Raw genomic sequence first — 14055 nt, forward strand, 5'->3', positions numbered from 1 at the left:
GTGGAGGTGGACCGGCATGAATCAATATTGGATATTGCACGACTCCCACAATGCAGATTTTCGCAGCCCCTTTGGGGCTGTTTCTTGTCATACTGAGGTAACCTTAAGACTGCTTATTGCCACACCTCAGCATTATCGTGTACCACCGGTGGAGTCGGTAACTCTCCGGCAGTGGCAAGAGGGTTTTGGTGAAACGATAACCGGTATGCGCCTTGTTCAGGATCAGGGGGGCCAGCATCTTTATCAGGCTGAGATTGTCGCGTCAGAGGTTCCTGGTGTTATTTGGTATTATTTTATTGTCAGACAAGGCGGTCAAACCTTTTATTACGGAAATAACATAGAAGAGACCGGTGGCGTGGGGCGTATTCTTGACTCACCACCGCCGTCGTATCAAATCAGCACCTATCATCCTGGGGCTGTTACGCCTTATTGGTTTAAACATGCTATTGTCTATCAGATTTTTGTTGACCGGTTTTATAATGGTCTGCCACAAGGGGGATGTCTGAATCCACGCCCGGGCAGTCTGCTTCATGCTGACTGGCAGGATACCCCGGTCTACACCCGGGATATGGATACCGGGGCTATCCTGGCGTATGATTTCTTTGGGGGCAACCTGGCTGGTGTGATTGCCAAGCTGCCTTACCTTGAGGAACTGGGTATAACCGCGATTTACTTTAATCCGGTGTTTGCGTCACCATCTAACCATAAGTATGACACGGCCGATTATAAGACAATTGATCCGATGTTTGGTGATAATAAGCTGTTTGCCGAATTGTGCACCATGGCCAAGGAACGCGGTATTGCTGTTATCCTTGATGGGGTGTTTAGCCATACTGGCAGTGACAGTATCTATTTTAACCAGGATAACAACTATGAGAGTGTGGGGGCCTATCAGTCCCGGGAGTCTCCCTATTACTCCTGGTATAAATTTACTGATTATCCGGATAAGTTCGAATCCTGGTGGGGGATCGGCACGTTACCTAATGTCAATGAAACCGATCCATCCTATCAAAGCTTTATTATTGACGGCGCTGACAGTGTTCTTAAACAATGGCTCAAGCTGGGTATAAAAGGCTGGCGGTTGGACGTTGCCGATGAATTGCCGGAAGCTTTTTTAAAGAAGTTCTACCAGACGCTAAAAGCGACTGATCCTGATGCTGTTCTGATTGGTGAAGTGTGGGAGGATGCATCACATAAAGTGGCCTATGGTTATCTCCGGCAGTATTTTAACGGCACGGAGCTAGACTCGGTTATGAATTATCCATTTAGAAAATTAGTTCTGGATTTTATGCTGGGATGGCGTGATGCTCAGGCGGTACACCGCGCTCTATTTAGCCTATTTGAGAATTATCCTAAAGAAAACTTCTATGCCAACCTGAATATTATTGGCAGCCATGACGTACCACGCATTTTGACGCTGCTCGGTGAAGCACCGCCTGAGGACTCGCAAAGTAAGATTGCAGCCTTTAAGTACCGGCTTTCGCCTGAAGCGCGCGTTCTAGGACTGGCCCGGCTCAAGCTTGTGATGCTGTGGCAAATGACCTTCCCGGGGGCGCCCTGTATTTACTATGGGGATGAGGCTGGCGTCGAAGGCTATACCGACCCCTTAAATCGCCGGACCTATCCCTGGGGGCAGGAAGATCAGGGGTTGCTGGCCTGGTGCAAACAGCTTACCGGCTTGCGGCGACAATACCCTGTGCTTAGAACCGGGGAGTGGCTGCCGTTAATGGCTGAGGGTGATGTGTATGGCTATGTGCGGCGTAGCCGGGGCGGTAAGGATGTATTTGGTGACCTTGAAGCAGATAATACAGCTGTTGTTGTTTTTAACCGCAATACCAAGGCGCAAGCCGGCATCAATATTGACGCCCATACCTGGTTTGCTGATCAGGACTATGTGATTGATGCTTTGTCCGGTGAACTAATGAGCTTGCCCAATAATGGTCAGCTGGAACTGACACTGCCGCCACTCTCAGGCCGGCTGTTGCTGGGGCAAGTGGCTCCGGTTGGCAATGGGAATAAGCGAATTAGTGGTGTGCTGCTGCATCCGACCTCGCTGCCGTCGCCGCTTGGCATTGGCGATTTAGGGCTGGAGGCTTATAGGTTTGTAGATTTCCTGGCTAAGGCAGGACAGCAGTTATGGCAGTTTCTGCCGCTTAATCCGGTTGGGTTTGGTGAGTCGCCTTACCAATGCCTGTCTGCATTTGCTGGTAATCCGCTGCTTATTGCCCCCGAAAAGCTGGTTGCATCAGGCTGGTTGAAAGCAGATGAGCTGCCAGTTAATGCTTTTAGGAATCAAGATAATTATGATATTGACTTTCCCCGGGTAAAACTTTGGAAAGAAAAAATATTCCGGATGGCTTTTGATCGCTTCCGGCATCAGGAAAAGAGCAAAGCATATCAGACCTTTCTTAAGGAAACAGCCGGCTGGTTAAGTGACTATACGTTATTTGTTGCGCTTAAAAAACATTTCTGCGGTTTATCCTGGAATGAGTGGGGTATTGACATCAGCTGGCGGGAAGCCGCTGCGATGGACTATTATCGCCAGGTGCTTGATGAAGAGATTGAGTACCAGATGTTTTTACAGTTTGTCTTTTGTCAGCAGTGGCAAGAACTTAAGAAATATGCTAATGACCGGGGTATACGCCTGTTTGGTGATTTGCCACTGTTTGTCGCTCATGATAGCGCCGATGTCTGGGCTAATCCTCAATTATTTGAATTGGACGCTGCCGGCAGCCCCTTCAAAGTAGCTGGTGTACCTCCCGATTATTTCAGCAATACTGGACAACTGTGGGGTAACCCGCTTTATAAATGGGCTGAGATGGAGAAAGATGATTACCACTGGTGGCGGCAACGCCTGAACGTGCTGCTGCAATTTGTTGATGTTATTCGGATCGACCATTTCCGCGGATTTGAGGCTTACTGGGAAATCCCTGCCGGTGAATTAACAGCAGTTAATGGTCGCTGGGTAGCTGGGCCGGGCTCTGAGTTTTTCGCCGTGATGGAGAAGTACCTGGGTAAACTACCGCTGGTAGCTGAGGATTTAGGGGTAATCACCCCAGGCGTGAACAGGCTTAAACACCGGTTTGGCTATCCTGGGATGAAAGTGCTGCCATTTAGTTTTGGCGATGGCTGGTCGGCACCGGATTTTCCCCATAATACCGGCTATAATACGATTGCCTACACCGGCACCCATGATAATGATACACTGCTGGGGTGGTATCAAAAGCTTGATACCACTGAACCTCATCTCAAGCATATTGTGCTGGAACATCTACGACGGCTGGACTTGGGCAGTGATTGGAGCGAAACCGGCGTGTGCGAACAACTTGTCAGGCTAACCTATCTCAGCAAGGCCAACACGGTTATTATTCCCCTGCAGGATGTACTTGGTCTGGATGGCCAGGCGCGGATGAATACACCAGGTACCGTGGGGGGGAACTGGGGCTGGCGGTTAATGCCCGGGATGCTTACAGATGCGGCGGCTGAGCGGCTGGCAGGCTGGACTAAAGCTGGCGGACGGAGCTAAGGCTCTTTAGCGGCAATTCGCAGTGAGTAATGAAAAACTCACTGCGAATTGTTTTCTTTTAATAGAATCTTCTAACGAATATCTATTGACAGAATCTGGGCTTTGGCAGTACAATGAAATTAATACTATACCAGTTCAGTATTGATTTATTATGACAACTAGAAGGTGGTGCCGCTGTGCAGTTGAACCAGGCCACTGATTATGCATTTCGGGTAGTACTGTATCTGGCCGCACTGCCGCTGGGGGAGGTGACAAGTGGTGTCGTTATTGCTGATCGACAACGCATTCCTCCCCGGTTTCTCCAAAAGATCATGCGAATGCTGGCTGCTGGCGGGCTGGTAAAATCATACCGTGGCGTAGAGGGTGGGTTTGCCCTGACAAAAGCAGCTGAAGAGATTACGCTGTATGATGTTATTGTCGCCATGGAAGGTCCGCTTGGTATTCATCGCTGTCTGGTTGACCGCAAAGCGTGTAATCGCGTTTGCGATCAGGAGTGTCCTGTGCATCAGGCCCTAGCCGGCGTTCAGGACCGGCTGGCCGCTGATTTATCCAGTGTTACTTTTGCAGCCCTGGCTGCTAAAGCAAATAATTCTATTAGGGGGTAGGCAAATGGAAGAGCTAATTTTATCCCGCTGGCAGTTTGGGATAACGACAATCTATCATTTTCTCTTTGTGCCGTTGACAATTGGACTGTCACTCATTGTAGCTATTCTGGAAACTATCTATGTCCGCACCGGTAATGAAATGTATAAGCAGCAGACTAAGTTCTGGGGAAAACTTTTCCTCATCAACTTTGCTATGGGTGTGGTCACAGGTATTGTTCAGGAATTTCATTTCGGTATGAACTGGTCTGAGTATGCCCGGTTTATGGGCGATATTTTTGGGGCACCGCTCGCTTTGGAAGCGCTTACTGCGTTCTACCTTGAGTCAATATTCATTGGTCTCTGGATTTTTGGCTGGGACCGTATCCCTAAAGTATTGCATGCTGTTAGCATCTGGATTGTAGCGCTGGCGACCAATTTGTCGGCTTTCTGGATTTTGACAGCTAACTCTTTTATGCAGTCGCCTGTCGGCTATGTCATTAATAATGGCAGGGCTGAAATGACCGATTTTGTTGCACTTATTACTAACCCATATGTGCTTTACCAGTTTCCGCATACTGTTTTGTCAGGTCTGGTGACTGCTGGTTTCTTCGTATTAGCCATCAGTGCCTATCATCTTATCCAAAAAACTCATTTAGATTTTTTCCGGGCTTCATTCAAAATAGGGCTTATCTGGACGACAATCAGCCTGTTTCTCTTAATGGGCAGCGGCCATGCCCAGACTCAGTTTATGGCTAAGGCACAACCTATGAAGCTGGCGGCGGCTGAAGCATTGTGGGAGACTGCTAACCCAGCTCCTTTCGCTGTAGCCGCAATCATTGACGAACAAAATAAGACCAATACAGCCGAGCTGAAAATTCCTGCCATGTTGTCAATACTGGCAAACAATAATCCTAATACCGAAATAAAAGGCATTAAGGATATTGAAAAAGAATACATCGCAAAATACGGACCAGGCAACTATGTGCCGGCGGTTACACCGGTATTCTGGAGTTTTAGGATTATGGTGGCCGCAGGCACTGTAATGATGCTTACCGTACTGGCTGCCGGATTCTTCTGGTGGCGCGGCCAGCTAGAAGCCAGGCCATACCTGCTAAAGGCGGTGCTATGGAGCTTGCCGCTCCCTTATATCGCTAATTCGACAGGCTGGTTTGTTACTGAGGGGGGCCGTCAGCCATGGATTGTGTTTGGGCTGCAACGGGTGGAGCAGGCTGTGTCACCGTCAGTTGGCGCAATCAGTATCTGGATTTCCCTTATCGGCTTTACCCTGGTATACGCCTTGCTGGCTGCAGCAGCAGTCTATCTTGTACAGAAATTTGTCCGTAAGGGGCCTGACGTAACAACGGCTCAGCCCAACAAACCGGTAACGAAGGGGGCGGCATTATGGAGCTAAGTGTACTGTGGTTTATTCTACTCACGGTTCTCTTTATCGGTTTTTTCTTTCTGGAGGGGTTTGATTACGGTGTCGGGATTTTGCTTCCCTTTCTAGGGAAAAATGATACCGAGCGCCGGGTAATTATCAATACGATCGGCCCGGTATGGGATGGCAATGAGGTTTGGATGATTACAGCCGGCGGGGCCATGTTTGCCGCTTTTCCACATGTATATGCAACGTTGTTTAGTGGTTTTTATCTGGCACTATTTTTAATGCTGATGGCGCTTATTGTCCGAGGGGTAGCCTTTGAGTTTAGAAGTAAAGATGAGAATCAGGCCTGGCGCTCTACCTGGGATTGGATGATTTTTGCTGGCAGCGCCATACCGGCTATACTGTGGGGCGTCGCTGTAACTAACCTGATTAAGGGGGTCCCTATTAATGCGAAAATGCAGTACGTCGGGACATTTTTCGATTTACTGAGCCCATATACCCTGATAGGCGGTATTGCTTTCTTCCTGGTGTTCACCTTCCATGGCGCCTTATACCTGACGCTTAAGACTGAGGGTGACATGGTGGAACGAGCCCGGAATGCAGCAAAAAAGGCCGGAGTTCTGGCAGCTGTGTTTTGTCTGCTGCTTGTCGGTATGACCTATAGCAATACCGATCTATTTGCCAGTACCGGTGCCGGCATCGCCTTGTGGGGTGCGGTGGCTGTGTTCGTGGGAGCATATGGTGCGGTGTATGCTAAACGCTTTGGCCTGGGCTTTATTTTAAGCAGCCTGACAGTGGCACTCACGACAATTGCCTTCTTCTGGGGACTCTTCCCCCGGCTAATGGTATCAAGCCTTAATCCTGCCTGGAGTCTGACAGTCACTAATTCAGCCTCTTCACACTACACGCTGACGATCATGACTATAGCCGCACTGGCATTGGTGCCTGTTGTGCTGTTGTATCAGGGCTGGGTCTACTGGATGTTCCGGAAGCGGGTTAGCGCGAAGGAGCTGGAATATTAGTCAACCTTTACGGGTGGTGAGAATATGGCGCTTCGTGACGATGATAATGAGTTTTTACGGCAGTTAGCCTGGATATATCCTAGTGATTATGTTGCAGAACTTAAGCAATTGGCAGAAGCTGTTGTAAAAGAACAGCTGGCTGCAGGCGAACGTCAGAATATCCGTGATATTATTTGGGGCATTATGGATAGAATCCGGGCTGCTGCTGGGGACGGTACTGCGCCTGAAGAAGATAAGGCCGGTGAGCAAGCGTCTAAAGCGGAGGCTGACCGGGAAGTGCGGGAGAAAGTCCTGATAGCACTTAGGGCCGGTCAGCCGCACATCCCGGCGGGAATGGGACCAGAAGGGATTGCACCGCTTATTGGGGCGCTTGCTGATCCGGCGGTAGCTGTCAGCGCCCGGGCTGCTCTCTGCCAGTTATCAGATGGCGGCGCCATTGATGCTTTTTGCAGTGAGTGGGTTAACTCCCGGTTGGCGGAGTTGGAGGAAATATTGCTTGAAGCCGGGTATTTGGCTTCAAAACCACTGGGTTTAAGGCTGTTAACCGTATTGAAAACAAATGCGGATCGAGTTATGCTGGCCGAGGGAGCGGAATTAGTGCCTGAGCTTTTATCGGCTGTTGATGATTCGGACAGGGGCATCGCCGGGCGGGCCCGGCGCTTTCTCTTGACCATGACTAACAGGCAAGACGTCGACGCTATGTGTGAAGCAGTACTGGCTGAACCGGGTAATGAACGCTTAAAAGCGTGGGCTGTTATTGCCCGCTTCGCCCCTGCCAGTGATAGCCGGGCGGCCCTATATTACGCTGTCACCGGGCAGTGGGATAACTATTACGCCCTTGACTGGCAGGAAACACGGCCCCTTCTGGACAAGGGATATCGTGAGGCTACTTTTAGTGAACGGCGACAGTTTTTAGAGGTTGCCCGCAAAAGTGGTCAAAGCCTGCTATTGACCGGCCTGCTCCTAACAGGCGGTGGTCAGGACGAATATGAGGAAATTACCGATGTGGATTGGGAGGCCATGTTAGATGTGCTGGTTAGCCAGCAGCGGTGGCCTGAATTATACCGGCTTGCCACTAGTGCGCCGGTACAGTGGGCGGCTGAGATTACCCTGACGCTGAGGAATGCCGGTTGGCAGCCGCGGTTGTGGGAGCGACAAAGTTGGGAGAAAAAACTGGCTGTATGCCCTCAAGCAGGCAGGGGAGTTTTTATTCCTGACGGGCGGGAGCGTATTGCGCTGGAGATAGATCAGACCGGTATTGATATCACAAGTGTGGCGTTCCATCCCAATAAGCGGATTGTGGCTGGCGGTGGTCAGGATGGCTGGCTTAGGTTATGGCAGCTAGGCAGCCGGCAGGTATGGCGGACAGTGGATATTCATGCTGAGGCCATTACGGCTGTGTCTTTTACGCCGGATGGGCATTATCTGGTAACTGCCGGGCGGGAAGGCAAGGTGCACATTTGGCGGCTGCCTGAGGTAAAGTGGGTCAGCAGTGTGAACGGTCAGCCAGGTATGGTAACCGCGATGGCAGCTGGCTATGGTGGCAGCATCCTGGCAACCGCTTGGGCGGGTGGTGCGGCAGCCGCCAGGGTCTGGGCTTGGGACAGTGCTTATATGATGAATCAGGGGCAGTATCCCGGTAGTTTGTTTAGTGTTGCTGCTGTAAATATGGAGCAACGGGTGGTGTTGGGCGGTGGTCGAGACGGCATCATCAGGATGTATGCGTTAACAGGCAGTAGACATGGCAATCAGTGCTGGGCAGCTCATGCTGGATCTATACAGTCCCTGCAGCTAAGCGGTGATGGAAAATTCGTAGTGAGTACCGGCACTGACGGCTTTCTAAAGACCTGGAAAACAGAGGGTGGTAAGCTGCTATGGACAATGCCGGCAGCCGGCAGGCTGCTGGCGGTTAGTTCGGATGGCTCCTTAGCGGCTGTAAATAAGCCAGGCCAGGGAGGCATTGTGATAATGCAATTACGGCTGGTCAAACCGCTGGCACAGGCTACGCATGCCGACTGGCGGTATGTAGCGCAGCTACTGACGGCACTGACCCCTGAGCCTGAGGTGAGCCAGGCTGTAGTATTTTTGCAAACACTACTGGATAGCAAGTTTCATTATGACATTATACTGTAGTCTAGGGGAGGCGGTCGGGTGGCCGGACGATTGGCAATCGATTTTGGACATTTGTATACTGTAATTGGGTATTGGCGGCAAGCCTCCCGTCAGGCTGAGACGTTGTATGTGCCTGAAGTTACCCGCCCGATCCGCATGAGTCCCGGTAATAGCGGCAAAACAATTTATGCCGCACCCTCTTTAATCCTGTACGGGCGGGAGTCAGACTCATATCTGATCGGACAGCAGGTAGTTGAGAAGCTGAGTGGCTTGGTTGATGACCGGAAGGTATTTAGTAACCTGAAGCTTGATGTTATTACCGGCAAACGGGTATATAGCGAGGCAGGCAGCAGGTGGCTCTGTGGTCAGGATATGGCCAGGGACTATTTAGCTGCCATCATCAGCCGTGCCAGTCAGGTTCTGGGGTTAGGCAGCGAAGCGGTCATTGCCTTTACTGTACCGGCTGAAGCTTGTGCCGCAGAGGCAGTTTGGCAGCGGTATCGCCGCTGGCTGGAAAGCGTTGTAAAGCAGGCTGGTTTTACCCGGCTGGAACTGGTGGAACACCCCTGGGCGGCTGCCTGGGGGGCTGGAATGCCGGTGAAACCGGAGGAGCGATATATTGTGATTGATCTGGAGACTGCTATTGTTGAGACTGCTGTTGTTCAGACCGGTAAGGAGTCTGTTGGGGATAGTGAGCGGCGGCTGCGAGTGCTCAGCCATATTCGTGAATGGTTAATTGATGCGGAGAATGAGCAAGAGCCTAATGATCCAATTGTCAGTCAGTTCGAACATATATTGCGGCAAACACTGCGGCAGATTGCCAGACTGGGCTATGACGGAGATACCTTTGCCGGGGTTATTGTGACCGGTAGCGGTGGGCAGCAACTTCCGTTTAAGGCAGTTATCCATAAATTTTTTGCCGGGATTCCTATTTATGATAAACATTTGCTGGGGGCTGCGGCGTGTGGTGCGGCGGCGTTAACTGCCGGAATTGATGCCTGTGGCTATATCAGGCATAACTATGGGGTTCGTTACCTGGTTCAGGACGAATACCAATATCGCTTGGTAGCAAGCAACGGTACTTTTTATCCGAGTGTTGGTCCTGTTGCCGAATTGACTATTAAAGCCAGTTATGATGGACAACAGGAGTATGCGTTATTTATCTACCGGCTGGGGGATGGTGCCGATCACTGTATAAATGCGGAAAACCCGCTGATTGTAATGACCGGCGAACCGGCAAGGTGTGGCCAGCCGGCTATTCACGCCAGTATTAGCATTGATGGAGCCGGGCAGTTGGCTGTAACAGCCTGCGAGGTTGGTAGTGGGCGTGTTATTGCTGACAATGTACCAGCGGCGAAGCTTATGTAGAGGAGGGGCAATGATGTCACATTTTACACAGGTAGCCACTAAAATCACTAACAAAGAGCTGCTACTTAGTTGTCTTAAAGAACTAGGTTATGAGGTTACCGAGCAAGCATCAATCAGGGGGTACCGGGGCCAGGAAACAGCGGTTGATATTGCTGTGCGTATGCGGCAAGGGTATGATGTTGGGTTTACACTGGGACCTGACGGGACGTACAGTTTTGTGGCTGACTGGTTTGGTGTACAAGGCGTAAGTGAGCAGGAGTTTACGGCTAAGGTTCAGCAGCACTATGCGCTGGCTACGGTCATGGAGCAGGTCAACCGGCAGGGGTTTAATGTTGTCGAGCAGCAGCGGGATGCTAGCGGGCAAATACGTCTTGTGGTAAGACGCTGGATATAATGTGGTGATGAAGGAGGTAAAAAGAGATGGAAAACTTCGCAGAGCAATTTGATACCTATATAAGAGCGCGTGTTACGCTTATTGTTATCGTAACACCTGAAGAAGAGCGGGCTATCGAACATGTTAAAACCGTATGCGAGCAGAAAAACCGTACCTGCCTGTCATGGGATATTGCAGATGGATTTGTTGTACTGACTGGGCGCACCTCGCTGGATTTAAAGTGCCGGGACCCGTTGGTAGCGCTTGACTTGATGGAGAAAACAGGAATGGATAATACCGGTGCAATCTTTGTCTGCAAGGATTTTCATGATTTTTGGGCTAACCCGCCAGTTAGACGCAAATTGAGAAGTGTGGTTCAGCGCCTCACCCAAACCCGGACCTCAATTGTCATTACAACCCCTACCGGACAAATCCCGGACGAGTTGCAGGACGAGGCAGTTGTTATACACCTGCGGCGTCCGAACGGTGAAGAGCTGGATACTGTGCTGGAAGGGTTGTTAAAAGGGGCTAATGTTAAGATAAATCTCACTGATACCGGGCGGGAAAAGGTTGTCCAGGCCGCGATGGGCATGACAGCCGGTCAGGCCCGGAGGGTATTTTCGAAAGCCATTGTTACCTGTGGCTGTCTTGATGATCGCAGCATCTCACTGATTACTGAAGAAAAGGCCCAACTAGTACGGCAAAGCGAAGCGCTGGAGTTCCTGACCACCACCGAAACTGCCGAAAGCGTTGGCGGTCTGGGTGTCTTAAAAGAGTGGCTGCGTCTCCGGGAAAAAGCGTTTACAAAGGACGCCCGTGACTACGGTCTGCCTGCACCAAAAGGCATCGCTATGGTCGGAATCCCTGGTACAGGCAAAAGTCTGACCGCTAAGATGATTAGCGGCCTGTGGCAGCTGCCTCTGCTCAGACTTGATGTGGGGGCCTTATTTGGCTCATATGTCGGTGAGTCAGAGGACCGGACCCGCCGGGCCTTGCATATCGCCGAGACAATTGCTCCGTGTATTCTATGGGTGGATGAAATAGAAAAAGCCTTTGCTTTTGGCTCAGGGGATGCTGGTACCAGTCAGCGGGTATTTGCTACACTGCTAACCTGGATGCAGGATAAAAAAGCGCCTTGTTTTGTAGTTGCTACTGCCAATAACATTGCTGCATTACCACCTGAACTTATGCGTAAAGGCCGGTTTGACGAGATTTTCTTCCTTGACTTGCCTCATATGGCTGAGCGTCGCGAAATTTTTGTCACCCACCTTAAGCGTCGCAACCGCTCGCCCCGTGAGTTTGACATCAAACGTTTGGTAAAAGAATCGGACGGCTATGTGGGTGCAGAGATTGAGCAGGCAATTATTGATGCTATGTACCTTGCTTTTAGTGATCATATGCGGGAAATCACCACCGAGGATATCGTGCTATCACTTAAGCGTCAGGTACCGCTGTCGGTTTCGCAGCGGGAAAACATTCAATACCTCAGGCAATGGCTGCAGGAAGGCCGGGCCCAGTCGGCATCCTATCCCGGCGAGGTTGCCGGTGAACCCGGCGGAGGCCAGGTACTACTGGAAATTGAGGATCAGGACTAACGAGGAAAGGGTGGTATATGATGGAAAAAGAGGAATTGGAAATAACGATTGAAGCCGATGGCAAAGTAAGCATTAAGGTAGCTGGCGCCAAAGGCGGAAAATGTCTGGATATCACTAGGCCAATTGAAGACGCGCTCGGTGAAGTCAAGGTGCGGGAAATGACACCCGAGTATTACCAGCAGCCAGCCGAACCCTCTAAAGTCAGAGACAATCACCGGTGAATACCCCCTCAGAAACGTTAAAAGGCGGCCTGATCAACATGGCCGCCTTTTTGCCAACATCTCTTGTTAACGGCCCGGGCCTCCGGACCGTGGTTTGGGTCCAGGGTTGCCCCCGCCGCTGCCCGGGCTGCTTTAACCAGGATATGCTTGAGGTTAAGGATAGACAATTAGTATCTGCCATTGAACTGGCCGGCCGGATTTTAGCTGAAAGCGGCATCGAAGGTGTTACCTTCTCCGGCGGTGAACCCTTTGCTCAGGCTGCTGCGCTGGCTGTGTTGGCTGAGCTTTTGGTTGAACATGGCTTGACGATTATGATTTTTACTGGTTACAGATATGAGGAACTTAAGGCGGCCGCCAACCCTGAGTGGAACAGGCTGCTTGCAGTGACCGACCTGCTGGTAGCCGGCCCGTATATCGAACAGCAGCAGTCCCGGGATTACCTGCGGGGCTCTGCTAACCAGGAGCTTATTTTTCTTACTGCAAGATTGCAACAGCACCCGGATATTGTAAATCAGGCAGGTCAGGCCCGGGAATTTATCATTGATAATGCGGGCAATATAATCGTTTCCGGTCTTGGCTGATTATAGATTCCGCAGTAAAGATGTTTGTTGGCATAGGGGCGGTATATGTACTTATAAATTTTTTTCCTGGCATGTGGCTGCCAGGCTTTACTTTTTAATGATAATGTTAGATAATGAGGGATACTATACTTATGCAAATAAAATTTCATGATGATACATATATTTGCTAAGGAAGGCGTTGGTAGTGTGAGGTGTGGATGTGTGCTTCAAGGAAAAAAAGTCTGTATGCGGACTGTACGGGAAGCTGACCTTGAGTTAATTTATAGATTAATGACTGATGTATCGGAAAAAGGTATGTATTGGCTGATTGATATCCCGGCTGAGCCTGCTTTTCGCCGGGGTTTTACCGAGAAAGGGTTTTGGTCTGAGAACTTTGGCCGGATGTTGATTACCGATATAGAACAAGAAGGCAAGATCGTTGGCGAGATTATCTTCTTTAGGAATGCTGACTACCGGGCCGGGTATGAGGTCGGCTATCAGGTATTTCGGCGCGAAGACCGGGGGAAAGGCTATATGTCCGAGGCATTGGCCTTGTTATCTGCCTTCTTATTTGAGTCAAAGCCGATTCCGCGGCTGCAGCTTACCCTGGTTGCCGGTAATGAGGCTAGCCGTAAGGTCGCTGAAAAATGTGGTTATCGTTATGAAGGAACACTGCGTAAGGCTGCGTTTCTTGCCGGTGAATATGTCGATCTTGAGATGTTTGGCTTGCTTAGAGATGATTGCCCGCCATTGCGGTTGTAGCAGGACAGGGGGGAATTTAAGCTTGCAGAAAATAACTATGGACATGTGTCAGCAGGTACTGAACGGGATTGTCCAACAGGTGAAACAGGATGGCGGTAAACCTGTAGCTATTGCTATCTGCGATCAGGATGGCTCTTTAATCGCGTTATTGAAGATGGATGATGTACCGGCAAGGTGCGTCCACTTTGCCAGGCATAAGGCTTATACTGCAGCACGGATGCAGACAAGGACCGCTGCGTTTCTGGCCAGGTTGTACCAGGAACAGCTTGATATCAGCTACTTTTGTGACACTAATCTTACACCACTGCCAGGTGGTGCGCCGATCCTGGCTTTAGACGGAACGGTGCTTGGCTCAGTAGGTATCAGTGGCCGTCCATCCGAAGAAGACCAACACCTAGCAGATATGGCTGCGGAACTACTGTATCGATAAAATAAATTAATTGCTTAAGGGGAGTCCGCATAGCGAGGCTCCTTTTTATTGCCTAATTTCGACAAAAAAAGTGAAATATATCTTATTTTTCAAAGAAATATGTCGAAATATATTATAG

At 50.2% G+C, this 14055-nt stretch carries 12 protein-coding genes; all 12 read left to right on the top strand.

Annotation, left to right across the window (positions count from 1 at the left end; genetic code table 11):
- The first annotated feature begins 16 nt into the window (after nucleotides 1–16).
- Nucleotides 17–3526 carry a bifunctional glycogen debranching protein GlgX/4-alpha-glucanotransferase gene (locus VN379_RS06525; RefSeq protein WP_325532033.1) on the top strand — a complete coding sequence of 1170 codons (3510 nt, stop codon included), beginning with the start codon at nucleotides 17–19 and terminating at the stop codon, nucleotides 3524–3526.
- Between the two features lie 176 nt (nucleotides 3527–3702).
- Nucleotides 3703–4131 carry an Rrf2 family transcriptional regulator gene (locus tag VN379_RS06530; protein ID WP_325532035.1) on the top strand — a complete coding sequence of 143 codons (429 nt, stop codon included), beginning with the start codon at nucleotides 3703–3705 and terminating at the stop codon, nucleotides 4129–4131.
- A gap of 4 nt (nucleotides 4132–4135) precedes the next feature.
- Nucleotides 4136–5521 carry a cytochrome ubiquinol oxidase subunit I gene (locus tag VN379_RS06535; protein ID WP_325532039.1) on the top strand — a complete coding sequence of 462 codons (1386 nt, stop codon included), beginning with the start codon at nucleotides 4136–4138 and terminating at the stop codon, nucleotides 5519–5521.
- Entirely contained in the window at nucleotides 5512–6516 is a 1005-nt protein-coding gene (cydB, locus tag VN379_RS06540) for a cytochrome d ubiquinol oxidase subunit II (protein ID WP_325532041.1), read from the top strand. Before VN379_RS06535 ends, cydB begins: the two co-directional genes overlap by 10 nt.
- 24 nt (nucleotides 6517–6540) lie before the next feature.
- Nucleotides 6541–8649: a hypothetical protein gene (locus tag VN379_RS06545; RefSeq protein WP_325532043.1), complete on the top strand. Its 2109-nt coding sequence runs from the start codon at nucleotides 6541–6543 to the stop codon at nucleotides 8647–8649.
- An 18-nt stretch (nucleotides 8650–8667) separates the two neighbouring features.
- Nucleotides 8668–9996, top strand: a complete 1329-nt coding sequence (locus VN379_RS06550; RefSeq protein ID WP_325532045.1) for a hypothetical protein — start codon at nucleotides 8668–8670, stop codon at nucleotides 9994–9996.
- A gap of 13 nt (nucleotides 9997–10009) precedes the next feature.
- On the top strand, nucleotides 10010–10390 hold the full coding sequence (locus VN379_RS06555) for a DUF1257 domain-containing protein (protein WP_325532047.1): 381 nt from the start codon (nucleotides 10010–10012) through the stop codon (nucleotides 10388–10390).
- A gap of 26 nt (nucleotides 10391–10416) precedes the next feature.
- Entirely contained in the window at nucleotides 10417–11964 is a 1548-nt protein-coding gene (locus VN379_RS06560; protein WP_325532049.1) for an AAA family ATPase, read from the top strand.
- A gap of 17 nt (nucleotides 11965–11981) precedes the next feature.
- Complete coding sequence (locus VN379_RS06565) at nucleotides 11982–12185, top strand: DUF2997 domain-containing protein (protein ID WP_325532051.1); 204 nt, start codon at nucleotides 11982–11984, stop codon at nucleotides 12183–12185.
- Entirely contained in the window at nucleotides 12182–12766 is a 585-nt protein-coding gene (locus tag VN379_RS06570; protein ID WP_325532053.1) for a 4Fe-4S single cluster domain-containing protein, read from the top strand. Before VN379_RS06565 ends, VN379_RS06570 begins: the two co-directional genes overlap by 4 nt.
- Nucleotides 12767–12967: 201 nt before the next feature.
- Nucleotides 12968–13507, top strand: coding sequence for a GNAT family protein (locus VN379_RS06575; RefSeq protein ID WP_325532055.1), 540 nt, complete (start codon nucleotides 12968–12970; stop codon nucleotides 13505–13507).
- Nucleotides 13508–13529: 22 nt separating this feature from the next.
- Nucleotides 13530–13937 carry a heme-binding protein gene (locus tag VN379_RS06580; protein ID WP_325532057.1) on the top strand — a complete coding sequence of 136 codons (408 nt, stop codon included), beginning with the start codon at nucleotides 13530–13532 and terminating at the stop codon, nucleotides 13935–13937.
- Nucleotides 13938–14055 lie beyond the last annotated feature (118 nt).

The sequence above is a fragment of the Sporomusa sp. genome (genome assembly GCF_035561255.1).
Lineage (GTDB): Bacteria > Bacillota > Negativicutes > Sporomusales > Sporomusaceae > Sporomusa.

Excerpts from the sequence above, each read along its gene's own strand:
- VN379_RS06525 (WP_325532033.1), top strand. The coding sequence starts at position 17 with ATGAATCAATATTGGATATTGCACGACTCCCACAATGCAGATTTTCGC.
- VN379_RS06535 (WP_325532039.1), top strand. The coding sequence starts at position 4,136 with ATGGAAGAGCTAATTTTATCCCGCTGGCAGTTTGGGATAACGACAATC.
- cydB (WP_325532041.1), top strand. The coding sequence starts at position 5,512 with ATGGAGCTAAGTGTACTGTGGTTTATTCTACTCACGGTTCTCTTTATC.
- VN379_RS06545 (WP_325532043.1), top strand. The coding sequence starts at position 6,541 with ATGGCGCTTCGTGACGATGATAATGAGTTTTTACGGCAGTTAGCCTGG.
- VN379_RS06555 (WP_325532047.1), top strand. The coding sequence starts at position 10,010 with ATGTCACATTTTACACAGGTAGCCACTAAAATCACTAACAAAGAGCTG.
- VN379_RS06560 (WP_325532049.1), top strand. The coding sequence starts at position 10,417 with ATGGAAAACTTCGCAGAGCAATTTGATACCTATATAAGAGCGCGTGTT.
- VN379_RS06565 (WP_325532051.1), top strand. The coding sequence starts at position 11,982 with ATGATGGAAAAAGAGGAATTGGAAATAACGATTGAAGCCGATGGCAAA.